Origin of the sequence: Streptomyces sp. NPDC059828 (assembly GCF_042731955.1) — a bacterium.
Lineage (GTDB): Bacteria > Actinomycetota > Actinomycetes > Streptomycetales > Streptomycetaceae > Streptomyces.
This window is the reverse complement of sequence record NZ_JBHWIW010000037.1, coordinates 1-22,686: the sequence shown is the minus strand read 5'-3', so window position 1 is coordinate 22,686 and position 22,686 is coordinate 1. Positions and strand designations below refer to the sequence as shown.

The following is a 22,686-nucleotide window of genomic DNA, read 5'->3' as shown; positions in this document are numbered from 1 at the left end:
CCGCGGGGGGGGCGCGGAGGGCGGCCCGCCGCCGGGCGGGGGATTGGGTGTTCGCACCCCCCAGCAGGTGGTTGGGGTTACGCAGGGGGGCAAGGCGCGCGGGGGGTTCTGGGGGTGCGCGCCCCCCCCACGGTAGTGGTGTGGCTGGGCTCACCTAGCCGCCGGGGGGGGGCCCGCGACCGGGGCCCCGCCGCAGTCGGGGTCATTGCTTCTGCGCACCGACCTCAAGGTATTGCTGGTACACCTGGCGGGAAAGCGCCGCATACGCATGCAGATGGCGGGCGGACCCCCGCACCTCGGCGCTCCCCTCCGCGATCATCCTCTCCGCACGGAGCAGGAGCTTGTCCAGGTAGGAGAAGACGTCGACCTTCGGAGGGTCGAAGATTCCGTAGTCGACCAGGTTCGTCACCGACAGCAAGTACTCGTCGGACACCAGCAGGTCGGTGCGGAGATCTCTGGTCTCCTCGTCCACCCCCTTCGGGGGGCGCATGAGCTGTGTCCACAGACTGTAGGAGTCCATGAATTCCATCTGTGCTGCACCTCTCCCTGGTGATCGTCAGTGATCGTCGTGGTACCAGAAGCTGACGAGCTTGCCGTCCTTGAGGATGCCGCCGGGGCCTCCGCCCGGGGTCGTGTACTTGATGCCCTTCGTACCGTCGGCCAGTTCCAACAGCCTCGCGTTCAGGCGCTGCTTCTTGGGATTCGAATCGAGCCACGCCTTGGCATCGGCCTGGTACTGCGCTTCCGTCTTGCCGAGAGCCTTGGCGTGCTTCTCGTAGTGGTACTTGAAGCTGTCGGCGAGAGTCTTGTTGGGAGACATCCAGACGGCTTCGAGTTCCGCATCGCACGGCGTCTCGTTGTGGACGAGGAGCGGAGTCCTCTCTGCCAGCACATAGTACGTGTGCAGCTCATCGACCGTCAGGTTGTGGACCCGCATCGGCTGAGTCCAGGCGCGAACGCCGACCAGTTCCCTGAGCTCACCCTCGGGGGTGCGCAGTCGGTCACCGGGCTTGAGGTCCCGCGCGGCCAGCCACTCGTGCCGGTTGTCGACCCAGAAGGTGTGCCCGTCCGTGGCCGTGAGGGTGCCGGTGGCGTCTCCGACGGCACCGTCGGTGTCCACGGTGAGGTCCCGCAGGTCCTTCCGGCCCTCGCCGGTGATCAGGTGGGTGACGGCGCGTGCCTCGGTCCTGCCGGCCACGGGGTCGGTCGCCAGCACACGCTCACCGACCCGGACGTCCTCGATCGGCTTCTGGGTGCCGTCGGCCATGAGGACCAACGTGCCCGGTGCGAAACTGTTCTTGGTCTTCTCCCCGATCTTGCACGCCTTGCGGACGCCGTCGAGGATCTCCTCGGTCTCCTTGATCAGCTTCTTGGCAGCTGCGGACTTCTCGAGGAAGTCGTCAAGGCCACCGACGATACGGCTGAGCGCCTTGGCGATCGCCGGAGTCTCCTTGATGATCTTGAGAGCCTTGCCCCAGGGAAGGCTGCCCACCACCGCCCAGAAGCAGCTCTCGAAGTCACCGTCGGCGAAGCACTTCTTGATGTCCTCGAAGAGGAGGTCGACGATGATGTCGCCGCCGTTCTCGATGAGGAAGTCGACGAGGCCCTTTTCCGCGAGCTGACGGGCCTTCTCGTACTCCTCGCGCGAGATGCCGGCGCGCTCCAGCGCATCGAGCTCGGTTTCGCTCAGTTTCCTGGTCTCGCCCTTGCTGCCGGCCTCCTTGGCCGCGGCCTCGCGGGCCTTGCGCTCCTGCTCGCGCTGGTATTCCTCGGCCTCCTTCGCCGCCTCGTCCGCCTCGCGGGCATACGTGTTGGCGTTCTTTGCCGCGGCCTCAGCCGACTTGGCATGGCTCTCGGCCGACTCCGCGAACGTGTTCGCGTCCGCGGCGTCCTTCTCGGCCTGGGCGGCGGCTCCCTGGGCGACGCTCGCCTCGTGCTCCGCCAGGTTCGCCGCACTGTTGGCGGCCACCGCGTGGTTGTCGGCCTCGGCTGCAGCGCCCCGGGCCCGGGCCGCCTCCGCCTCGGCCTGGTTGGCCGCGTTGCGGGCCGCGGTCGCGTCCGCGTAGGCCTGGGTGGCGGCCTGGCGGGCGAGCTTCGCGTCGGCCTGCGCCTGCGCGTCGGCCTGGTTGGCGCGTGCCGCGGCGGAGCGGGCCTTGGCGCCCTCCTCGGCCGCCTGCGCAGCCGACTTCATGGCGGCGGCAGCCGAGCGCGCGGCGTTCGCGGATGAACGCGCGGCTTCGGCCGCGGCCTTGAACGCCGGGGCGACCTGGGCATTCGCCCGCTTGGCCGCGGCCTCGGCGGCCTCGGCGGCCTTCACCGCTTCCGTTGCCTTCGCCTCGGCCGAGGCGACCTGCTCCGCACCCATCTCCTGCGCCGCGGCGGCGACCGCGGCGGCGAAGTCGGCGTCGACGTCCGTGTCGGCGAACGGCGTGGTCAGCTCGATGGCCGTGTTGGCCGGCTCGGCGATCCCGGCGGCCGTGCTGCGTGCCGCGGCCGACGCCTTGACCGCGACGGTGGCCTGGACCCGCGCCATGGCCGCCTCGCGGACCGCGCCCTGTGCTTCCTCCTTGGTGCGGTTAGCGGCCTGGAGGGCGTTGTTCGCCTCCATGGCGGCGAGTCCGGCGAGACGGGCGGCCTCGTGCGCGGCGATGCCGGCGCGTGCCTCCTGGGCCGTGGCCTCCGCGGCCTTCTGGTTGGCGCGCTGGGCAGCGGCGTGGGTGAGAGCCGCCTCCGCCTCCGCGCGGTTCGCCGCGGCGTTGGCGGCGGCGGCAGCGGCCTCCGCCTTGTTCGCCGCGGCGTTCGCACGCGCGGCGTGTGCGGTGGCCTCGGCGGCCGCCGCCCGTGCCCGGGCGGCCGCTCCCGCGGCCTCCGTCGCGGCGGAACGCGCCCGTACGGCCGCACCGCTGGCGGTGTTGGCGGCACCACGGGCCTGACCCGCTGCCACACCGGCGGCGTCTGCGTCGGCGCGCGCGGCGTCGGCGGCGCTCCGAGCCACAGCCGCGTCGACCGTGCCGCGGCCGGAGGCGGCGATCGCCTCGGTCGCACGGGCACGGGCCACCTGCGCCTGGTGCCGCTGCTCGGCCGCACGCGCGGCGTTGCGGGCATCGCGGGCGTTGACCTCCTCAATCCCCGCCTTGCGGTCCGCCTCGGCGGCGATGCCGTTCTGGTGTGCGGCGTCCGCGCGCGCGGCAGCCGCTGTGGCGGCAGCCGCCTGCGCCTGCGCACGGGCAGCGGTCGCCGTACGGGCCTCGGCCTCGGCGCGCGCACGCGCCGCAGCGGCGTTGTCCCGCTCGCGCTCGGCCCGGGCCCGGGCCGCCGCGGCGAGGTCCCGTTCACGCTCGGCGATCTTGCGCTGCTCGGCCGCGATCTGAGCCTGGCGCTGCGCCTCGACGCGCGCTTCCCGGGTCTTACGGGCGTGCTCCCACGCCTCGCGTTCGGCCTGCTCGGCCGCCAGACGCGCCTCCTTGGCACGTGCCGCGGCGGTCGCGGCGATCTTCGCCTGCTTGTCCGCGGCCTCGGCCAGTCGAGCCGCGGCCCGGGCGTGCTCCTCGGCGTTCTCCCGCCACTTCTTGGCCTGCTGCTCATGCAGCTCGGCCTGGTTCCTGGCGTTCAGACCGGCGGCGTCGGCGGCGGTGGCGTCCACCGCGTGCTGTGCCGTCCGGGCGGCCTTCTCCGCGGCGTCGGCGGCGGCGGCGATGCCCGTGGCCACCTCGGACCACTGGGTGCCGTGCTCGAGACCGGTCTCCACCAGCACATCGGCCTGCACCTTGGCCTGTGCGGCGGCGACCTGTGCCGCCTTGGCGGCGTCCTCGGCGTACCCGACCTGACGTGCGACCTCGGCCTTGACCTGGGCATAGTCGGACAGGCGCTTGCCGGCCCGGTCGGCCGACAGCATCCGGTCCGCTTGCCGCGCTGCCGATGCCGCCGCCGCCATGGCGTTGGAGGCGCCCTTCAGCGCTCGGACGGCACTGCCGTGCGCGGCGATCAGCTTGGTGCGGGCCTCGGCGGCGACGGCCGCCTTGCGGGCCAGCTCACGGAGCTTCTCCGCGGCCTCCTGGGCTTCCTTCTGGGCCTTCTCGTGCGCGGCCCGGTCGTCGGCGTCCTGCTGCGCGGCGGCCTGGTAGCCCTTCTCCAGGAACTCCGCGATCACCGCGTCGTCCCTGGAGTCCAGCGCGGCCTGCGCCGCCCGCTTCACCGCGGGACCGCCCACCGACACGAGCATCTCGACGCGCTTGCGGTTCTCCTCCGCGCGCTTGGCGGCGTTCTGCTTGTCCGCCTCGTCACGCTGCTTGGCGATGCCGGCGCCGAAGGCCAGGAAGTCGGCGCGGTCCTGAGCCGTGCCCTTGAGGACCCGCTCGACCTCGGCGTTGAAGTATGGGCCGCCAGTGCCGCGCAGCTTCTCGATCTGCTGCCGGTTCGCGACGTCGACGCCGGCACGCTTGTCCTTGGCGCGCTGGCGGGATTCGGCCTCGCCGTGCTCCAGGAACTCCCGTATCGCATTCGGGTCGTCGCTCGCGAGCGCCGCCTTGGCGGCCTCGCGGACCTCTTCCTCCTCGTCGAACTCCGCGAAGTCCTCGACCAGCTGCCGGTCCCGCTCCTCGCTGATGCGGTCGAGCTCGGACTTCGCGGCCGGCGCGGCACCACCGGGCTTCGGCTTCAGCGCCGCCGCGAGCTGGTCCAGTGACTTCAGCGTCTGCGTCAGCGACGCCTTCTGGTCCGGTACGGCGGTCGCGGCAGCGGCCTCACCGGTGGCGGTGCCCAGCACCGCCAGGACGACCGCTGTCGACACGGCCTTCCGTACGTTCCCGGCTGCGCTCGCGCGCAGCCTTCCGGCTGTGGGCCGGAACCTTTCCCACACGGGAAACCCCCTAGACGAATGGATCAAGAAACCCCGGCCACCTCGGGCGGGGTGGTCATGCCTCTCGGCCGGCCCCGGTCACGGGCCGGCCGAACTCCTCGGGATCAGCCCGGGAGAAGCCCCGGATCAACCCGGGTCAGCCCGGAGGAAGTCTCGGGACGAAACCGGGATCAGCCTCGGGCCGGTCCCGGGTCAGCCCGGGGATCAGATCAGCCCCGTGTGCGGCTCTCGCCGTCCTGGGCGCGGTCGTACATGGCCTTCCAGAACGCGGCGGCGTCCTGCGCCCCGGCCAGTTCCCCGGCCCACGCGTTCTCACTGCTCCCGGCGGTGCCCGAGATCGCCTTCCACAGCTGTTCCGCGGACTCCTGGGACAGCAGGGCGACGGCCCGCCAGTTGTCCGCCTGGGCGGCTGCGGCCGCCTGCTCGGCCAGCCATGCGCGGTGCGCCGCATCCGCGTGCTCGGACACCGCCCGCCAGGCTCGCTCCGCCTCGGCGCGTGCCGTGGCCGCGTCCGCCGCGCCCTGGACTGCCGCCTCGGCGGCCGTGGCGTCACGGATCAGCAGGGTCAGCGTGTGGTGCCGCGTCGTCTCCGCGTCGGCGACACGCGTCCGGTACGCCTCCAGGTCCAGCGCCGCGCCGGTCGCCCAGCCGTAGCCGAAGAACTCGGCCACGTCCGCGTCCGCGGCACCGGGTCGCAGCGCCCACTGCGCCGCGACCCGCACCTGTTCGCCAGGGTCACGCTCACTCAGCCCGCGCACGAAGTCCCGGTCCCCGGCGCTCACTTCCAGGCCCTGCCGCTCACCGGCCTCACGCGCGGCACGGTCGCGCCGCTGCGCCTCGGCGTACCCCGACTTCACGAAGGCCGCCTGCTCGGCGACGCTCCCCTTCAGCGCCTTCGCCGCGGCCGCCCGCACTTCGGGGGAGAACCCCACCGTGTGCGTCGCGACCACCCGCTCGCAGAACGCCTTGTTCCGGGCGCGGGTGTCCCGCGCCCGCTGCTTCGCGTAGTCGAAGCCGCCGCCCGGCGCGAGCCACTCGACGAGTGCCTCCTCGCCCCGGGAGCTTCGCAGCGCGTTCCACGCCGACGTCCTCACCTCGGCGGCCGGGTGCGTCTTCGCCATCGACGTGATCCGCCGACGCGCCTCCTCGACGGCCGCGGCCAGTTCGGGCGAGAGCGGCCGCTCCGGCCCGTCGGCCGCGACGACGGCCACCGAGACCGCCCGGGCAAGCGGCGCGGCAGCCGCGGCACGGGCGCCCGCCCACACCGGCCCCACACCCGCGGCCGCGATCGCGCCGGCCAGCACACCGACCACCACCGTCCGCGCGCCCCACCACTGACGACTCAACTCAGACCCCCTTGGGAAGATGAAGAACGTGTTCACAACCACGGAGGGGCAGAGCCATCGCGCCGGCCCTGCCCCTCCGGACACTCAACGGACCCGCTCGCGCGCCCCGTTCAGTCGGCTCACGCGACCTGCTGGACCCGCCACAGCTGGGCGTCGGTCCGGTTGCAGGTCCACAGGTGCGTGTTGATGCCGTTGTCCTTCTTGGCGCTGGGCACGTCCAGGCACATGCCGTCCGCGTGCACCGGCTGCAGCTCGTACAGCTTGCGGACCGGGTCGACGAGCAGCATCCGCCAGCGCTGGTGCTCCCCGGCCCCGCAGGTCCACTGCTGGACGACGGCACCGGGCTTCGTACCGTGGTTCTCCACTTCGAGGCACTTGCCGCTGAGGGCGGAGCGGAGCTCGAAGCTTCCGGCCGCGGCCGCGACGGCGTTCCACTTCTGGGCGGGGGTGGCGTTGCACGTGTACTGCTGCACGTCGATGCCGTTCGTGGCCTTGCCACCTTCGACGTCCAGGCACTTGCCGCTGTGGGCGGCCGTCAGCTGCACGACCGTCTGGGCCATCGCGGCGCGGGACATGAGCTCCGACCGTGCGGCGACCGCGCTCGCGGCTGCCTCTCGCGCGGCGGTGGCGGGGTCGTCCCCCGCGGCTGCCTGGCGTGCCCTCTCGGCGGCGATACGGGCCGCTTCGGCCGCGGAGCGGGCGTCGGCGCCCTCGTCGGCTTGGACGACGGTGGCCGTTCCGGCCAGCACCGCGACGGTGGCGCCTACGGCCAGGGCGGCCCGGATGATCCGAGACATGATGGGATCGTTTTCCTCTCGCGTGTTCAGGGTGCTCAGGCAGCCGTGACCGGCTGGATACGCCACTTCTGGGCGGCCGTGCCGTTGCACGCCCACAGCTGGGAGCGCGCACCGTCTTCCTTGCTCGCGGACGCGATGTCCAGGCAGCGGTTCATGGTCTGCGCGACGTTCCCGGGCCGCAGTTCGTACAGCTCCTTGGCGATGTCGACCATGACCAGACGCCACGTCTGGTGCGGTCCCTGCCCGCACCAGTACTGCTGGACGACCGCACCGGTCTTGGTGCCGCTGCTCTGCACCTCGAGGCACTTGCCGGAGTGCTTGGCCCGCAGCTCGAAGGAGCCCGTGCCGGTGGCCACCATGTCGAACTGCTGGTTCGCGGCGTCGTCGGCACAGACCGACTGCACGGCGTCGGCGCCGTTGCGCAGGCTGGCCTTGGTGATCGTGAGGCACTGGCCGCTGTGCTCGGCCTTGAGCCGTACGGCCGAGGGGGGCACGGCCGCGGCGACGGACGGGGTGGGCGGGGTGGACGGCTCGTCGGCGACGGCGACGGTCACACCGCCGGCGAGTACGGCGACACTGGCCCCGAGGGCCAGGACGGATCGGGTGATCCGGGACATGGGGTGCTTCCGTTCTTCTCAGGTCTTCGGGATCCGCGCGATCTGCGGCATCTGCGGCATCTGCGGATCTGCCGGTCTGCGGGATCTCCGGGAATCTGCGGGATCTCCGGGAAAGGGGCCCGACGGGCCGCGGTCAGCGCGCGAGCGGAGCGACGATCTTCCAGGAGGCGTCCTGGACGAAGTCCTTCTCGGCGTCGAAGCTGTTCTTGGCGGTCTTGTTGGCCGCGTACAGGTCGCCCTGGCGCTGTCGCAGGAAGCGACCCGGCTGGCTGGCCGACTCGAAGGACGTACCAGAGCCGCTCAGTCCCTTCTTGGCACACCAGGTGGCGTCCTTGCGGAACTGCGTGCTGCCGTCGCTCGCGGCCATCCGGACCCGCAGGTCCTTCTGAGCCAGGTAGTGGCCGGGCTTGCGGGCCGACTCGAAGGAGTAGCAGCCCGGCTGGCCGCCCAGCGCGGGCACCACGACCCAGGTGGCGTCCTCGCGATCGGACTGCTTGGAGGTCGTGGACACGGGAGCGAGGAAGGCCTCGCCGGCGTCGACGTCGGACTGCCGGACGAAGAAGCCGGCCGGCTTGCCGCTCGCAGGCTGCAGCGACTGGCGCTTGGCCCGGTACTGGCTGTCCTCCTTGAGGAACTGCGCGACGTCCTCGTCGCTGCCGGCCAGCGCCTTCTTCGCGGCCGCGACCAGGTTCGGGTTCATCCCGGTCTTCTCCGCTGCGGCCTGGATCTGCAGCGCGAGCCGGCGGTTGGCCTCGGCGATCTTCTTGCGGCGCGCCTCGTCGTCCTTCTTGTACGCCTCTTCGGCGCCGGTGTGGATGAAACGCTTCCACGCGGCCGGGTCCGCGTCGAGCACCGCGCGCTGGGCGGCCGCGTAGAGCTCGCTCTCCTTGGCGTCCGCCGGAGCGACACGCAGCAGTTCGCGGATGAAGTTGTCGTCGCTGAGCGCCAGCATGGCCTCGGACGGAGTGATGCGGAACAGCGCTGCCGCGTTGGTGCGGGCGGCGAGCTCCCTGCGGCGCTCGGCCTCCGCACGGTTCTTCTCCTCGAGCTCCTTGAGCTCGTTGGCCACGTCGCGCTGGTGGGCCTCGCGGGCACCGTTGGCGATGAACGCCTGCCACGCCGCGGCGTCGCCGGCCAGGGCCGTCGCGGCGGCGGCGCGAACCTCGGGACCTGCCGCCTCGTGCCGCATCACGGCGCGGATGAAGTTGTCGTCGCTCAGGTCGAGCAGATCGGGGCTGTTCGGGATGCCGACCGCGATCAGGGCCTGGGACCTGGCGAGCCGGGCCGCACGGGCGGCGTCGGCCTTGTCCTTCTCGCGCTGCTTGTCGACGGCGTACGCCTCGTGGATGCCGGTCACGATGAACTGGACGTGGTCCTCGGCCGTCTCGCTCATCATGGCGGCCTCGGCGGCGAGCCGCACCGCGTCGAAGGCATCCCCGCCGTCCCGGGCCTTCTGCCAGAGGGCATGGATGAAGTCGTCGTCGCTGAGCAGCAGGACGTCCGGGCTCGGATCGAGGCGTACGACGGCAGCGGCGTCCACCCGCTGTGTGTCGGTTGTTCCGATTCCGGCGGCAGTGGCCGCGGAGCGCGACGGGGTGGCGACGGCGGTCATCGGTGCGGCGACGGCGCTGACGGAGGCCAGAGCGGTGGCGGTCACGAGCCCGCGTGTGACGGCCCTCCGCAGACGAGCGGAGTTCGGGTGACTCTTCTTCATTGTGCTTTCGGTTCCCCCTGCTAGATCCCGCACGCAGTTCCCGAGGGTGCGGGGTGGTCGGAGGCGCAGTCTTGAAGATCACGAAAGGGCAGTCAAAGTGGAATTGACCGTTCCTGTCCGATCACTCACCAATTTAGGCTTCTATTGGACGATTTGAAGCCAATCTTTGCCTGAAAGGTGGCTTGCGAAGACTGATAGGAACCCACGAGTAACAAGAGGGGAGTGCCGCAGAAGCGTGCGGGTGTGCCTCGTGGTGGCAGCGCGTGAAGCCCCGTCAGTGCCCCCCGGTCCAGGCTGCGCACCGGTGGCGAAGGCCGTCGCTCGGCGGATGCGGTGTCACCGCTTCCGCTGTGTCGAGGGTGTGAGGGGAGGATGTGGGCTGGTACACATCAAGATCACCGTGCTGTGAACCGGGTACCATGCGGTGCCATTTCGGGCAGGAACGCGTACCGGGGGCGCAGCCCTGGGACAGGGTGCCCGACCGTGCCGGCGCACCTGTGCGGTCACCACACTCACGGCACTAGAGCGGATGCCAGCGGACCCCGGGGTCGTCCCTCCGCAGCGAGTCGATCCGCAGCCGGAACTCGTCCAGTGCCTCCGGGCTGGAAGGGACGTGCTGGGCGACCCAGGCGCAGCTCGCCGTCTCCCGGGCACCCCGCAGCACGGCGCAGCCGGGCCAGTCGCGTACGTCCCAGCCGTAGGCGGCGGTGAAGGCCTCGTAGGCGGCGGGGTCCAGACCGTAGCGGTCGCGGGCGAGAGCCAGGACGACGAGATCGTGTTCACGGAGGTCGGAGGAGAAGGTCTCCAGATCGGTCAGTACCGGACCGGCCGCGCCGACATGGACATTGCGGGGGAGTGCGTCGCCGTGGATGGGACCGGGCGGTAGATGCGGCGTCAGTTGCTGTGCCGCGGTGACGAAGCCGTCCCGGCGGTCCCGCAGATAGTCCGCGTCCGCCCGGTCGATCGCCGTACCCGCCAGCCTCAGCCAGCGTTCGACCCCCTCGAGCAGCTCCCGGCGGGGCAGTGCGATCGGCGCCGTGGGCAGCGCGTGCACCAGCCGCAGCAGCGGCGCGAGATCACGCGGCTCGGCGGGCCGCACCGCCCGAGGGAGACGGTGCCACAGTGTCACCGGATGCCCCTCCACCAGCAGGGCCTTCGGCTCCGCGGCCCGCACGGCGGGCACCCCCGCCTCCTCCAGCCACTCGGCCACGGACAGCTCGTGTTCAGCCCGATCCAGCAGCTCGGCACTCCGCCCGACCTTCGCCACCACATCGCCGGACGCGAACACCGCGTTCTCCCCGAGCGCCAGCAGCTCCGCCCGCCCCGGCAGCCCCACCGCGGCCAGCACCGCCCGTGCGCGTGTCTCGTCCATGGTCCGGATTCTCGCATTGCCGCAGTTGGCGCCAGGCTGCGTACACGCTGACCGTGACCAGCAACGGTGACGGAGCCACCGGTGGAAGCGCGGACGCTCGAGCCCGCCCGGACTATCGGACCGACATGCTCCTTTGCTTCCCGAGTCCCCTACGGCGGGATTGCGGGCTCGATGAATTCGGTCGCCGTTACCCCGAAAATCGTTTCAGAATCATCACACTTGGTGAATTGCGCCGCCACGTCGCGCCCATCCCGGTGAAATGAACCGCGCTCTTCTACCCGCTGCGTGCGGGACAACACCCCCTGATGTGGATGCAGTTGCGGTGACCTGCTGCCGCTTCCGACCAGCCACGATCGCCGTCGGGCACGGTGGCGGCGCCCAATCCCCGTAACACGTAAAGAGTTTGAGTGGGTTCGCGTCCGACATGAGGGGGCATGGTGGATATCGTATTACGAAGACTTGTTGAGTAAGTCACAGCTGTATGAAGCTCTTGATCTGAGCCCGTCAATCGGTCAGTGTTTCGAAGCGTCCTCCGGAGAACTTCCGTCCGGAGGTCAATCCCCCCACAAAAGTTGACGAGGAGATCCCTCTTCATGGCAACTCACAAGCGCGCGAGCAGGATCAAGCTGACCGCGGCCATCAGTGCCGTGGCAGCCGCCGCAGGAGTGACCGTATTCGGCGCGTCGTTCGCCGGAGCCGCCCCCGCGCCCGCGGAGGGCAAGATCTATGGTGCGAACGCCGAAGGCGCTGTCGGCGGAAGCTACATCGTCCTGCTGAAGCACGGTCAGCAGAGCGCGATGAGCGCCAAGGCCGACAAGCAGGGCCTGGCCAAGGAGTACGGCGGCAAGCTGGAGCGCAACTACTCATCGGCCGTCAACGGCTTCTCGGCCAGCGGGCTTTCGGAGACCGAGGCCAAGCGCCTCGCCGCCGACCCCGCCGTGGACAAGGTGGTCCAGAACAAGAAGTTCTCGATCAATGCCACCCAGGAGAACCCGCCGTCCTGGGGCCTGGACCGCATCGACCAGGCCGACACCGCGGGCGACAGTAAGTACACGTACCCCGACGGCGGCGGTGAAGGCGTCACGGCGTATGTCATCGACACCGGAGTCCGCGTCACGCACAAGGACTTCGAGGGCCGCGCCAGCAGCGGCTTCGACGCCATCGACAACGACGACAACGCCGACGACGGCAACGGTCACGGCACACACGTGGCGGGCACCATAGCCGGTACGTCGCACGGTGTGGCCAAGAAGGCGAAGATCGTCGCCGTGCGGGTGCTCGACGACAACGGCTCCGGCACGACCGAGCAGGTCGTCGCGGGCATCGACTGGGTGACCAAGAACCACAAGGGTCCCTCTGTTGCCAACATGAGCCTCGGCGGCGGCGCCGACCCCGCACTCGACGAGGCCGTGCAGAAGGCCATCGCCGCCGGTGTCACCTTCGCCGTCGCCGCGGGCAACGAGTCCAGTGACGCCGGCCAGGGCTCCCCGTCGCGGGTCAAGGAAGCCATCACCGTCGCCTCGTCGACCAAGGACGACCAGCAGTCCGACTTCTCCAACTTCGGTTCTGTCGTGGACATCTACGCTCCGGGCTCGGACATCACCTCCTCCTGGAACGACAGCGACGAGGGCACCAAGACCATCTCCGGTACGTCGATGGCGACCCCGCACGTCGTCGGCGCCGCCGCGGTCTACCTCGCCGGACACAAGGACGCCACTCCGGAGCAGGTCGCCAAGGCCCTGACCGACGGTGCCACTCCCGACAAGATCAGCAACCCGAGCGAGGGCACGCCCAACAAGCTCCTGAAGGTCGTCGAGTAACCGAGTCACCGCCCGACCCGGTCCGCCCATGGACCGACGGCCGCCGTGCCCTCCCCCACGGGGCACGGCGGCCGTCTTATGGTGTGACGATGGAGAACACGTATGCGTATGCGCTGCTGCTCCGCGGGATCAACGTCGGCGGTCACCGCAAGGTCCCCATGGCGGACCTCCGCGTACTGCTGACGGAGCTGGGCCACGGCGGCGTCCGCAGCTACCTCCAGAGCGGAAACGCCGTGTTCACCAGCCCGGAGCCGGACGAGGACCGGCTCGCGTCCGCCATCGAGCGGGCCGTCGAGGGGCACTTCGGCTTCGCTGTCGACTGCCTGGTGCGCGGGGCGCGGTATCTGCGCGCGATCGTGGACGACTGTCCCTTCCCGGCCGCCGAACTCGAAGGCAGACAGCTCCACGTCACCTACTTCTCCGAGCGGGTGGACCCGGAGCGCCTCGCGGGCATCGACCCGGCGGCCCATCTGCCGGAGGAGTTCCGGCTGGGTGACCGCGCGCTCTATCTCTACGCCCCCGACGGACTCGGCCGCTCCAAGCTCGCGGAGCAGCTCGCCCGGCCGAGCCTGTTCAAGGGGATCACCGCCACCACCCGCAACTGGAACACCGTCGTCAAGCTGGCGGACATGGCCGCGGAGGCGGAGGCCTGAAGCCGTCTCAAGCGCGGGGTGCGGTGTCCAGATACCGGTGGAGCGATGCTGCCATGGCGCTGACGAAGGCGTCCCGGGTCGGCTCGTCGACATGGTCCAGGGACAGATAGGGATTGAGGTCCTCGAGTTCCACCAGGAGGAGCTCGCCGTCCTGGGTCCGGCAGGCGTCCACGCGCTGGATGCCGTGCCGGAGTGTGTTCCAGTCGATGAAGCGGCGCGCGAAGCCGAGGTCGGCCTCGGTGGGCTGATAGGCCCCGAGGACCCAGCGCTGGTTGGGGTCGGGGGCGTACAGGGCGTACTGGAAGGCGTCGTCGACGTAGTAGAACGACACCTCGTAGCGGAAGTCGATGCGGGGCTGGACCAGGATGTCGCCGTACGCGAGGCCGTCCAGTTGGTCCCGGGGGACGACGCGGAGGCCGATGGAGTCCGCTCCTGCCTTCGGTTTGACCACGTAGTCGTCGGTCCCGGACAGCGAGCCGAGGTCCTCGGGCCGGTCGATGGTGGGGATGACGGGGTAGCCGGCTGCGGTGAGGTCCAGCAGGTACTGCTTGCCTGCCATGTCGGCCCGGCCGGACAGTGGGTTGTAGACGCGGGTTCCGCGTGCGGTGGCCCGGTCGCGGAACACGTCGTATTCCTCGCGGTAGTGCAGCACGGGACCGCTGTTGCGGACCACGACGAGGTCGAAGCCGTCCATCAGCGCGGCGGCGTCCAGCGGATGGCACAGGGCGATGTCGAATTCTCCGCGCAGCCGTGAGGACAGGCAGATGTCCTCGTCGCAGTAGCGCCGTCCCCGGGCCTGGTAGGCGAGGTCGGTCACGAACAACACGCTGGGACGACTGGGCACGGTGGGTCTCCTGGGTCGGCGGCGGCCAACCTATCCCAGGCCCCGAGCCATGCCTCAGTGCCGGTGGGAGCTCTTGTGCCAGCTGAATCCTCCCGGCAGCCGTACCGACGCGCTGCGGTGGCCGCCGCTGTGACGCGTGACGTGGGCCCGGCGGGTACCGAAGCTCATCGCCCAGCCGCGGTCACTGATGTTGAGGTGCAGCAGCTTGGGGATGATCGTGATCCGCTTGTGGTAATAGATCGACATATCGGCCTCCTTGCCGTCATGGTGCACGGGCAACCCGGCGAGGCTGTCACCGCGCCGCCACGGTCTTGTCACCGCAGACATGTCCTGTTCCCGGGGAACGGTCCCGGGCGCCGCCGGCTTCTCCTCCGGATGGGCCAGCGGGGATTGTCACCGGCCCGGCCTATCGTCGGTCCCATGTACGACGACGGTGACGGCCCACCGCGGCCGGTTGACGAGCGCGCGGTGCGGGCGCGGGCGGCCGAGGTGCGGGTCGCGTTCGAGGGGCTGCTCCAGATCCGGCGCCTCACCAACACCGGAGCCGCCGCACCGGAGGCGGCCCCGGCGCCGTGGGAGCACGGCCGGATGGTGCGGTCCGTGGCGCTCGCCCTCGAAGCCGCCGGGATACCGCCGTCCGCGGTCGACGCGTCCGGACGGCGGGCGGTCGCCGGATACAGAGTGCGGGCCGCGGACGAGGAGCACGGGCAGCAGCCCGGGGCCGTCGCGGTCGAATGGCTGGGGCCACCGGGTGGTGGCACCGCCTCCGATGAGCGCGGCGCCCTTGAGGAGTGCGCACGGATCCTGGACCGGCTCGGCTGGGACGCCCTGGTGTACCGGGGGCGGGGCGGCCGTCGCTTCGTGGAGGTGCGCCCGCCGCATCCTGGGCGCTGAAGGGGCCGGCGGGGGGCCGGATGTGCCGGAGCCCCGGTGGAAGGAGTGCCTTCCACCGGGGCCCGGTATGCGGCGGGTGCCGGGAGTCAGTCTTCCTCGGCGACCTCCTCCTCGTCGTCGTCGGTGAGGCGCGGCAGGACGTCGGTGTTCATCCCGAACGTGCCGAAGAGATCGACCAGTGCCCTGGTCATGGCGTCCAGGCCGCCTTCGCGGACGATCACGAGGTCGGGGATCTGGAGGTAGAGGCCGCCGGCCGTCTCGCCGGTGGTGGACCTGCGGTCCATCACCTCGGCGATGTACCGGAGCGTCATGAGGCTTGCGCTCCACCTCTTACCGTCAGGGGCGCGGATGATCGCGTCGACGTCCTCGATGGTGGCGGCGTCGTCGTCCAGACCGAGTGTGTAGGTGACCGTGAAGTGCGTGGTCTTCACGACCACGAAGGGGTCATGAACCATAGGCCTTCAGCAGCTCCTTGATGACATCCGACTCGTTGTCCTTGTCGGACTTCCCGATGATCTCGAATCCGTCCTTGACCTCACGGAAGAAGAGCCGTGCGCCCTTCTGGCCCCGAAGGTAGCGGATGCCGTGCGACAGAGCCTTGGAGCCCTTGCCCGGCTGGTCGTTGCCGTCCATCAGCTTGTTGATCAGGGAGTTCATCTCACGCTGGACGTCCTGGTTCTTGGTGGCCGCCTCGGCGAGCTTGGCGAGTTTGGACTTCTTGCCGAGCGCCGAGGTCACGCAGATTTTCGACTTGCTGCTCGTGGCGGCAGTGGCGAGCGCCGCGGGCTTCGCTGCCGCACCGTGGAACGCGGCCCGCTGGACGCCGGCGCCTTCCGCGATCGACACAAGACACTCGACGGCGCTCTGGCCCTTCTTGACCCGGTCCACGACCGTGCGAAGCCGGTCCAGGGTGTCCTTCGCCTTGTCCAGGCCCTCCCAGAAGGAGTGAATGCCCTTGCTGACCCGGTAGATCGCCTTGCCGACGGCCGGGATCTTGGTGACGGCGGCCCCGATGAGGATGACGTTGACCAGCGTCCACAGGCAGCTCTCGACGTCGCGCTGGGCGAAGCACTTCTTCGCGTCGGTGTAGCCGAGCTCGTCGAGGAGGATCTGGCCGCCGTTGGCGATCACCCAGTCGATGACGTCCATGGCCAGGGCCTGCCTGGCCTTGCGGAACTCGTCCACGCAGGACTGGCCGCACTGGGCGAGGAGCAGGGCTTCCTCGTCCTTGGTGAGGTCCGGCCCGGTGTCGGGCTTGGGAGCGTCCAGGGCGGCCTGGCGCCTTTCCTCCTCCTCCTTGCGGAACTCCTCCTCGGCGCGGTCGGCCGCCGCGTCGGCTTCCTTCGCGTCCTGGTTGGCGTTGGCCGCGGACTTCTCGGCGGCTACGGCGTCCGTCTCCGCCCGGGTGGCCGCGGTGTCCGCGGCGCCGGCGTCGCGGGTGGCGGAGTCGGCGGAGGCGCGGGCGTTCGTGGCGCTCTTCTCGGCCTCGGTGGCCTCGTTGTTCGCCGCGGCGGCCTCGCTCGACGCGTCGCGGGCGGCGCTGTCGGCGTAGAACCAGTCCGTGCCGGCCTGGGCGACGTACTCCTTGGTCTTGGCGTCGGCCTTCTTCGCCGCCTCGGCGGCCTTGGCCGCCTCAGCCGCCGAAGCCCGGGCGGCGGCCATGGACTTGAGGGCGGCCGCCGCGTCGGCGGCCGCTGCCGCTGCCGCCTGTGCGGCGAGCTTGGCGTCGCCGGCGGCCTTGTCGGCCAGCGCCTTGGCGTCGGCGGCGGCCTTGGCCGCCTCGTTGGCCTTGGCGGTGGCCGCGGCTGCCTGCTGCTCGGACAGCGACAGGGCGGTCTGGCCGATCAGGACGGCGAAAGCGGCAGCGGAGTCCGACTCCCGGTACGGGGTGCCCATCGCGATGGCGGTGTTGGCGGGCTTGATCGCCTCCGCCGCCGAGTCCCGGGCCGCGGAGGCCGCCTGACCGGCCGCGTACGCGTGTCCGGCGGTCACGGCCGCCCAGGCCATGGCCTTGGCGGCCTCGGCACGGGACGCGTCGGCCTCCTGGCTCGCCTTGAGGGAGGCGGCCTGAGCCTTCTTGGCCTCCTGCTCGGCCTTGGCGGCGTTCGCCGATGCGGCCTCGGAGGCGTCGATGGCCTCGGCGGCAGCGGCGTGCGCGACCGCGCCCGCGGCGGCGGCCGTCTGGTAGGCCGACCACGCCTTGTCAGCGGCCGCGCGGGAGCGCTGTGCCGCGGCATCGGCACGGGTGGCGGCGGCGCGGGCGTTCTGTGCCGCGGTGCTCGCCTCGCCGGCGGCGGCGCGCGCCCGGGTGGCCGCGCCGGCCGCGTCGTTGGCGGCGGCACGGGCGGCCGTGGCCGCCTCCCGGGTCTCGCCCGCGGCGCTGGTGCCGACGGCTGCGGCGGCGGCCGACTCCAGGGCCGCGGCCCGGGCGGCGGTGGCGTTCTTCTCGCGCTCCGCCTCCTCCGCCTTCTCGCGCTCCGCGGCGGCCCTGCCTTCGGCGAGGAGCGCCACGGTGAGCTGCTCGTCGGCCGTCCTGGCAGCGCCCTCCGCCTGGGAGCGAGCGAGCCCCGCCGTCTCGCGCTCGTTGGCCGCGCGCTGCTCGGCCGCCTGGGCCTTGGCGCGCTCGCTGGCCGCAGTCTGGCGCTCCTTCGCGGCGAGGGCCTTCTCCTGCTCGGCCTTGGCGCGCTGTGCCTTGGCGGTCCCCGCCGCGAGGCGCGCGGTCTCCTGCGCCCGCTCGGCGGTGGCCTGCGCGGCCTTCGCCTTGGTGGCGTTCTCCGCGGCCTCCTTCGCCTGGGCGGCAGCAGCGGTGGCCGCCGCCTTCGCCTGTGCGGCAGCCTCCTGCGCCGCGACCCGGCGGAACTCGGCGTTGGTGGCGTGCGACTGGGTCTGCGCCAGCGCGTACAGGGCCTTGCTGTCGGCGACCGTGGCCTTGGCGGCGTTCGACGCGGTCAGCGTGGCCTTGGACGCGGCCTCCGCTGCCGCCGCCGAAGCCTTGGCGACCTGGACGGACTGCTGCGCGAAGAGCAGGCCGCGCCCGCGCGGGGTCTTCGCGGCGTCCGCGATGCTCCAGGCGGCGTTCTGCGCGGTGTTCGCCTTGTCCGCCGCCGTCTTGGCGGCGGTCGCGGCGGTCGCGGCGGTCTTCGCCTGGGCCGCGGCCTTGGCGCGGGCCGTGGCCAGATCGGCGTTGGCCTTGGTGAACGCGGCCGGCTTGGGCCGGTGCAGGTGGTCGGCCGGCTGCTTCGACCAGTACTTCTGCCAGTTCAGGATCTGGTCGGCGAGCCAGGCCTGGCCCATGGCCTCGATCATCGCCTCGGTGGCCTTGCGGACCTCGTCGGAGGCCACGACCTCGGCGTTGACGATCTCGGTGCGCGGTTGGGCCTGAGCCGCGTACTCCTGCTCCCACTCCACGTGCGCGGTCGCGACGATCGGGGACATCACCCGGTAGAAGTCGACGGGGTTGCGGCTGTCGCAGGATCCCCAGCCGACCTTGAGGGCCTCGACCTCCAGCCGGAACTCGGGGGAGTCCTCGGGCGGGGTCTGGGCCATGAAGCCGCCGTGCCGGAGGAAGCGGGCGATGTCGCTCGCGGTCACCATCCGGTAGTGCGGGCTCTCCGCGTCCTTGAGCATGGACTCGGCGAGCCAGTCGTTGTTGACGTCCCGGCCCTTGATCTCCTCGGCGACCGCCTTGGCCCGCTCGAGGGAGGCTTTGGACGCCATGGCGTGACCGTCGGTCTGGAGCTTGTTCCACAGCTCGCGCTGGGTGTTGCGGGTGAAGGCCTCGATGCCCTTGGCGAACTGCGGCGCGTCCTTCGCGACGCTGCCCCAGCCGGTCTGCCAGTACGTCTGGTTGGCGGCTTCCCAGCGCCGTGTGCGGTCCGTGGAGGACTCGCCGCCGGGCCAGTCCCGGTCCTTGACCATCGCCTGGTTGAGTGGCCACATGCCGCTCGCGAGGTCGGTGGCGGTGCCCAGTTCCTCCGGCGGGCCGGTGAGCAGCTTCGCCGAGAGCTTCTTCAGCTCCGGTCCGCCGACGTGCAGTGCCACACCCGCGGCGCAGCGGTCGAGGCGGCCCTGCTCGCCGAGGGCGATGGGGCGGTAGGGGGGTTCGGTGTCCGGAGGGACCTCGACGGCGCTGGCGGGAGCCGCCTGGACGAGGCCGACGAGGAGCGCGGAGGCCGTGGTGAGGGCCGTGCCCGCGAGGGTGCGACGCAGGCCGGCGCGCGTGACGCGCCACCTTCCGTCGCGTCTGGCCCGCAAGAGGGTGAGTCGTTGCACGTGCTTGCCTTCTGCTGAACTGAATGCGGTCAGCCCGGCGGAAGGCATGCGCGGCGGCACGCCGCACGGCACGGTGCGGGTCTGTCTCCCCCTGTGGCGCTGGTCAAGCGCCTGATCCCCGTGATCGCCCTCCCCCTGGGCACGACGAGAATTTCACGATCGTTTTACAACTGGTAGGTATTTTTCGGTCATGAACCGCTGTTTCCAGCCGTAGTTACCCTGAGGTAGTCATGGCTCCGAAGGGCCGGGCGACGCCCGTGGTCCCGGGCCACTCCAGCCTCTAGGGTCATCTCCATGACCACCGACCACACAGCTCAGGTCGACTTCTACTTCGACCCCGCCTGCCCCTTCGCCTGGATCACCTCCCGCTGGATCCTGGAGGTGGAGCAGCATCGCGACATCCATGTCCGGTTCCGCCCGATGAGTCTGTACTTCCACAACATGGGCAACGAACTCCCTGACGGCTACCGCGCGCTGATCGACCGGACCATAGGGCCGGTCAGGGTCCTGGTCGCCGCGGCGGAGCAGCACGGGGAGCAGGTGCTGAGCGGTCTCTACACCTCCCTCGGCACCCGGATCCACCAGCAGAAGAACGAGGACTTCGACGCGGTGATCGCCGAGGCCCTGGCGGAGGCCGGACTGCCGGCCGAGCTTGCCGCCGCGGCGCACGACGAGTCCTACGACGACGCGGTGCGCCGCAGCCACGATGCCGGTCTGGACCCGGTGTCCGGGGAGTACATCGGTACACCGACCATCCATGTCGACGGAGCCGTCTGGTTCGGTCCCGTGCTCAACTCGATCCCTCGCGGTGAAGAGGCGGGCAAGCTCTTCGACAGCTTCCGGGTACTCGCGGGCCACCCCGACTTCTTCGAGCTGAAGCGCACCCGGACCGGCAAGCTGAACACGGCCTGACACCGCGTGCTCGTTTCGGCCTTTGTGATGGCCGGAACGGGAAATCGGTCAACCAGCGCATGTTCCCTACGTCTCACTGTGTGCACCTGTCACACATACACGTCGGGAGTAGGTCATGGGACGTTCATGGACAGTGGGCGCGGCGCTGGCGCTCGCCACCGCGGGCCTTGTCAGCGCGGTGGGACCGGCGTCGGCCGTGTCCCACCGCACCGAGGGCACGCCATCGGTCTCGGTGTGCTCGACGCCCTGGGGCAGTGGCACCAAAACGGCCGCGGACGCGGACGGGAAGCCGCTGAAGAACATCACAGCGAGCCGGGGCACGTGCTACGACCGCATGGTGTTCGACATCAGCGGCGCCAAGGCAGAGCTCGGCTATCACGTCGGCTATGTGGACGCGTTCCACCAGGACGGCTCCGGTGAGCCGATACCGGTCGGCGGAGGTGCCATCCTCCAGGTGTTCGTCTCCGCGCCCAGCTATGACCCGGAGAACATGCGCCCGACCTATCCGGGCAAGGCCGGGAAGCCCCTGCCGGGTGTCGACCTCACCGGGTACAAGACCTTCAAGGACACCAAGTTCGGCGCCAGCTTCGAGGGCCAGACCCAGATCGGCCTGGGTGTGCGGGCCAGGCTGCCCTTCCGGGTGCTCCAGTCCGGGGACAAGCTCATCGTGGACGTCGCCCACACCTGGTGACCCCTGCCGGCGGGGGCCTCAGGCCCCCGCCGCCCGTGCGGTCGTCCGCGCGGGCCCCCAGGCCCGAAGCGGGAGCCGGGGAAGGCGGGCGGTCGCCCGGGACTCGTCATAGCGCTGGAGCAGCAGCCCGGCCAGCTCAGGGGCGGGGCCCAGCACATCCGCGAGCACATCAGCGCCCGCGCACCCGGCGCCGTCGGCGATACGGTCCGGAAGCCGGCCCGGGGCGATCACATAGGGAGCGACCGCCACCCGGCGCACACCATCGGCGCGCAGCGCGCGGACCGCGTCCCCGGTGCGCGGCAGAGCAGCGGAGGCGAACGCAGGCCGCACGGCGCACCAACCGGTGTGCCGCAGCTCCCGCGCCATTTCAGCGATCACTGCGATCGCCTCCGGGTCGGATGAGCCCGCCGAGGCCAGGACGACCCCGGTCGAGGGCTTGTCGGCCGGGGTCAACCCGGCCTCGTAGAGCCGCCGCTCCAGCGCGTCCAGCAGCAGCGGCGAGGGGCCGAGCACATCCGCCTGGACGATCCGCAGCCGCGGGTGCCGGGCCCGGGCCGCGTCGAGTACGGAGGGGATGTCGGTCTTGGCATGGAAAGCGCGGGTCAGCAGCAGCGGCAGTGCCACCACGTCCCGGACGTCGTCGTTCGCCATCCGCTCCAGCACCTGCGGCACGGCCGGGGCGTTGAAGTCCAGGAACGCGGTCGACACCCGCAACCGGGGCCGCAGGGCCCGCACCCGCCGCACCAGGGCGTGCACGGTCGCGGCATGCCGCGGATCGCGGCTGCCATGGGCGATGACGAGCAGTACGGGATCGTGCATAGGGATCAGCTCCGGGCGAGCAGACCGCGGCTGCGCAGCACCCAGCGTTCCAGCGGGCTGAAGACCAGCAGGTCGATGGCGATGCCGACGATCAGGATGAGGATGATCGCGAGGAACACCCCGGGCATGTCGAAGTTGTTACGGCCGTTTTCCAGCAACTGGCCGAGCCCCAAGCCCAGTTCGGGAGAGGAGGCGATGATCTCGGCGGCCATCAGGGAGCGCCAGGAGAAGGCCCAGCCCTGCTTCAGTCCCGCCAGGTAGCCCGGGAGCGCGGCGGGCATCACGATGTGCCAGGTGCCCTTCAGGCCGGTGGCGCCGAGGGTCCGTCCGGCCCGCAGGAACAGCGGCGGCACCTGGTCCACGCCCGACACCAGGCCGTTGGCGATGGACGGCACGGCACCGAGCAGGATCACCGTGAACATCATCGAGTCGTTCAGCCCGAGCCAGATCACCGCGGGCGGCACCCACGCCACCGACGGCAGTGACTGGAGACCCGACAGAATCGGGCCTATGGCGGCGCGGACGAACTTCACCCGGGCCACGAGCAGACCGAGCGGTGTGCCGATGGCCAGGGCCAGCAGGAAGCCGAGCAGACCGCGCGACACACTGGTCCAGATCACCTCGAGCAGGGTGCCCTGGAGCCACATCCCGGACACGCTGTCCCACACAGCGGACGGCGGCGGCAGCTTGTAGTCATCGGTGACCTTCAGCGCCACCAGCAGCTGCCACACCACGAGCACCAGCGCCACCGCCACCGTGGGCGGCAGCACCTTGCCCACCAGTACCTGGCGGACGGGGGTGCGATGGGCCTGGACGGCGTCGAGCGCGTCGAGACCCGCTTCGAGTCCGGCGAAGTCGTCGGTCCGCTGGGACGCCGCCTCCCCGGTGGCCGTGGCCTTGGTGAGCTCGCTCTTGGTCTCAGTGCTGGCCATGGCGGCGGATCTCCCCACGGAGTTGTTCGGTGATCTCGACGGAGAGTTCGGCGACGGCGGAGTCTTCGATGCGGCGTGGCTGGGGGATGTCGACGGTCCATTGGTGGGCGACGCGGCCGGGGCGTGAGGAGAGCAGGACGACGCG

18 protein-coding genes and 1 pseudogene are annotated in these 22,686 nt (G+C 71.0%); 5 read left to right on the top strand and 14 right to left on the bottom strand.

Annotation, left to right across the window (positions count from 1 at the left end; translation table 11 throughout):
- Nucleotides 1-202: 202 nt before the first annotated feature.
- The 7 genes from ACFV6V_RS21755 to ACFV6V_RS21725 form a co-directional block, all read right to left on the bottom strand.
- Nucleotides 203-520, bottom strand: coding sequence for a hypothetical protein (locus ACFV6V_RS21755; RefSeq protein WP_385567417.1), 318 nt, complete (start codon nt 518-520; stop codon nt 203-205).
- 36 nt (nt 521-556) lie between these two features.
- Nucleotides 557-4,789: a polymorphic toxin-type HINT domain-containing protein gene (locus ACFV6V_RS21750; RefSeq protein WP_385567415.1), complete on the bottom strand. Its 4,233-nt coding sequence runs from the start codon at nt 4,787-4,789 to the stop codon at nt 557-559.
- A gap of 278 nt (nt 4,790-5,067) precedes the next feature.
- Complete coding sequence (locus ACFV6V_RS21745) at nt 5,068-6,204, bottom strand: hypothetical protein (protein WP_385567412.1); 1,137 nt, start codon at nt 6,202-6,204, stop codon at nt 5,068-5,070.
- A gap of 119 nt (nt 6,205-6,323) precedes the next feature.
- Complete coding sequence (locus tag ACFV6V_RS21740; protein WP_385567409.1) at nt 6,324-7,001, bottom strand: RICIN domain-containing protein; 678 nt, start codon at nt 6,999-7,001, stop codon at nt 6,324-6,326.
- Between the two features lie 35 nt (nt 7,002-7,036).
- Entirely contained in the window at nt 7,037-7,618 is a 582-nt protein-coding gene (locus ACFV6V_RS21735; RefSeq protein WP_385567407.1) for an RICIN domain-containing protein, read from the bottom strand.
- Between the two features lie 133 nt (nt 7,619-7,751).
- Nucleotides 7,752-9,275 carry an AbfB domain-containing protein gene (locus ACFV6V_RS21730; RefSeq protein ID WP_385567405.1) on the bottom strand — a complete coding sequence of 508 codons (1,524 nt, stop codon included), beginning with the start codon at nt 9,273-9,275 and terminating at the stop codon, nt 7,752-7,754.
- A 577-nt stretch (nt 9,276-9,852) separates the two neighbouring features.
- Nucleotides 9,853-10,704, bottom strand: a complete 852-nt coding sequence (locus ACFV6V_RS21725) for a phosphotransferase enzyme family protein (protein WP_385567403.1) — start codon at nt 10,702-10,704, stop codon at nt 9,853-9,855.
- A gap of 593 nt (nt 10,705-11,297) precedes the next feature.
- Between ACFV6V_RS21725 and ACFV6V_RS21720 the strand changes: the two genes are divergently transcribed.
- Together ACFV6V_RS21720 and ACFV6V_RS21715 are read left to right on the top strand one after the other, a co-directional pair.
- Complete coding sequence (locus ACFV6V_RS21720) at nt 11,298-12,524, top strand: S8 family peptidase (RefSeq protein WP_385567400.1); 1,227 nt, start codon at nt 11,298-11,300, stop codon at nt 12,522-12,524.
- 89 nt (nt 12,525-12,613) lie between these two features.
- On the top strand, nt 12,614-13,177 hold the full coding sequence (locus tag ACFV6V_RS21715) for a DUF1697 domain-containing protein (protein WP_385567398.1): 564 nt from the start codon (nt 12,614-12,616) through the stop codon (nt 13,175-13,177).
- A 7-nt stretch (nt 13,178-13,184) separates the two neighbouring features.
- Here ACFV6V_RS21715 and ACFV6V_RS21710 read toward each other — a convergent pair whose 3' ends face one another.
- Nucleotides 13,185-14,021, bottom strand: coding sequence for a hypothetical protein (locus ACFV6V_RS21710; RefSeq protein ID WP_385567395.1), 837 nt, complete (start codon nt 14,019-14,021; stop codon nt 13,185-13,187).
- 54 nt (nt 14,022-14,075) lie between these two features.
- Nucleotides 14,076-14,348 (bottom strand): DUF4236 domain-containing protein, encoded by a 273-nt coding sequence (locus ACFV6V_RS21705; protein ID WP_385567392.1) that lies wholly within the window; start codon nt 14,346-14,348, stop codon nt 14,076-14,078.
- A 93-nt stretch (nt 14,349-14,441) separates the two neighbouring features.
- On the opposite strand from ACFV6V_RS21705, the gene ACFV6V_RS21700 reads away from it, so the two are divergent.
- On the top strand, nt 14,442-14,915 hold the full coding sequence (locus ACFV6V_RS21700; RefSeq protein WP_385567389.1) for a hypothetical protein: 474 nt from the start codon (nt 14,442-14,444) through the stop codon (nt 14,913-14,915).
- An 86-nt stretch (nt 14,916-15,001) separates the two neighbouring features.
- On the opposite strand, the gene ACFV6V_RS21695 is transcribed toward ACFV6V_RS21700, so the two are convergent.
- Complete coding sequence (locus ACFV6V_RS21695) at nt 15,002-15,370, bottom strand: hypothetical protein (RefSeq protein WP_385567386.1); 369 nt, start codon at nt 15,368-15,370, stop codon at nt 15,002-15,004.
- The gene (locus ACFV6V_RS21690; RefSeq protein ID WP_385567384.1) at nt 15,360-19,187 is read right to left on the bottom strand and encodes a hypothetical protein; all 3,828 of its coding nucleotides are present in this window, start codon (nt 19,185-19,187) and stop codon (nt 15,360-15,362) included. Before ACFV6V_RS21690 ends, ACFV6V_RS21695 begins: the two co-directional genes overlap by 11 nt.
- 294 nt (nt 19,188-19,481) lie before the next feature.
- On the opposite strand from ACFV6V_RS21690, the gene ACFV6V_RS21685 reads away from it, so the two are divergent.
- On the top strand, nt 19,482-20,099 hold the full coding sequence (locus ACFV6V_RS21685; protein ID WP_385567381.1) for a DsbA family protein: 618 nt from the start codon (nt 19,482-19,484) through the stop codon (nt 20,097-20,099).
- A 115-nt stretch (nt 20,100-20,214) separates the two neighbouring features.
- The gene (locus ACFV6V_RS21680; protein ID WP_385567378.1) at nt 20,215-20,790 is read left to right on the top strand and encodes a hypothetical protein; all 576 of its coding nucleotides are present in this window, start codon (nt 20,215-20,217) and stop codon (nt 20,788-20,790) included.
- Between the two features lie 18 nt (nt 20,791-20,808).
- On the opposite strand, the gene ACFV6V_RS21675 is transcribed toward ACFV6V_RS21680, so the two are convergent.
- The 3 genes and pseudogenes from ACFV6V_RS21675 to ACFV6V_RS21665 form a co-directional block, all read right to left on the bottom strand.
- Nucleotides 20,809-21,609 (bottom strand): sirohydrochlorin chelatase, encoded by an 801-nt coding sequence (locus ACFV6V_RS21675; protein WP_385567376.1) that lies wholly within the window; start codon nt 21,607-21,609, stop codon nt 20,809-20,811.
- Nucleotides 21,610-21,614: 5 nt separating this feature from the next.
- Nucleotides 21,615-22,541 carry an ABC transporter permease gene (locus tag ACFV6V_RS21670; RefSeq protein WP_385567373.1) on the bottom strand — a complete coding sequence of 309 codons (927 nt, stop codon included), beginning with the start codon at nt 22,539-22,541 and terminating at the stop codon, nt 21,615-21,617.
- Nucleotides 22,528-22,686 (bottom strand): annotated as a pseudogene (locus ACFV6V_RS21665) (ABC transporter ATP-binding protein); the annotation flags it as partial. The pseudogene ACFV6V_RS21665 and the gene ACFV6V_RS21670, both read right to left, overlap by 14 nt.

Coding starts and splice junctions, on each gene's coding strand:
- ACFV6V_RS21755 (WP_385567417.1), bottom strand. CDS start 520: ATGGACTCCTACAGTCTGTGGACACAGCTCATGCGCCCCCCGAAGGGG.
- ACFV6V_RS21740 (WP_385567409.1), bottom strand. CDS start 7,001: ATGTCTCGGATCATCCGGGCCGCCCTGGCCGTAGGCGCCACCGTCGCG.
- ACFV6V_RS21735 (WP_385567407.1), bottom strand. CDS start 7,618: ATGTCCCGGATCACCCGATCCGTCCTGGCCCTCGGGGCCAGTGTCGCC.
- ACFV6V_RS21725 (WP_385567403.1), bottom strand. CDS start 10,704: ATGGACGAGACACGCGCACGGGCGGTGCTGGCCGCGGTGGGGCTGCCG.
- ACFV6V_RS21720 (WP_385567400.1), top strand. CDS start 11,298: ATGGCAACTCACAAGCGCGCGAGCAGGATCAAGCTGACCGCGGCCATC.
- ACFV6V_RS21715 (WP_385567398.1), top strand. CDS start 12,614: ATGGAGAACACGTATGCGTATGCGCTGCTGCTCCGCGGGATCAACGTC.
- ACFV6V_RS21705 (WP_385567392.1), bottom strand. CDS start 14,348: ATGTCTGCGGTGACAAGACCGTGGCGGCGCGGTGACAGCCTCGCCGGG.
- ACFV6V_RS21700 (WP_385567389.1), top strand. CDS start 14,442: ATGTACGACGACGGTGACGGCCCACCGCGGCCGGTTGACGAGCGCGCG.
- ACFV6V_RS21695 (WP_385567386.1), bottom strand. CDS start 15,370: ATGGTTCATGACCCCTTCGTGGTCGTGAAGACCACGCACTTCACGGTC.
- ACFV6V_RS21685 (WP_385567381.1), top strand. CDS start 19,482: ATGACCACCGACCACACAGCTCAGGTCGACTTCTACTTCGACCCCGCC.
- ACFV6V_RS21680 (WP_385567378.1), top strand. CDS start 20,215: ATGGGACGTTCATGGACAGTGGGCGCGGCGCTGGCGCTCGCCACCGCG.
- ACFV6V_RS21675 (WP_385567376.1), bottom strand. CDS start 21,609: ATGCACGATCCCGTACTGCTCGTCATCGCCCATGGCAGCCGCGATCCG.
- ACFV6V_RS21670 (WP_385567373.1), bottom strand. CDS start 22,541: ATGGCCAGCACTGAGACCAAGAGCGAGCTCACCAAGGCCACGGCCACC.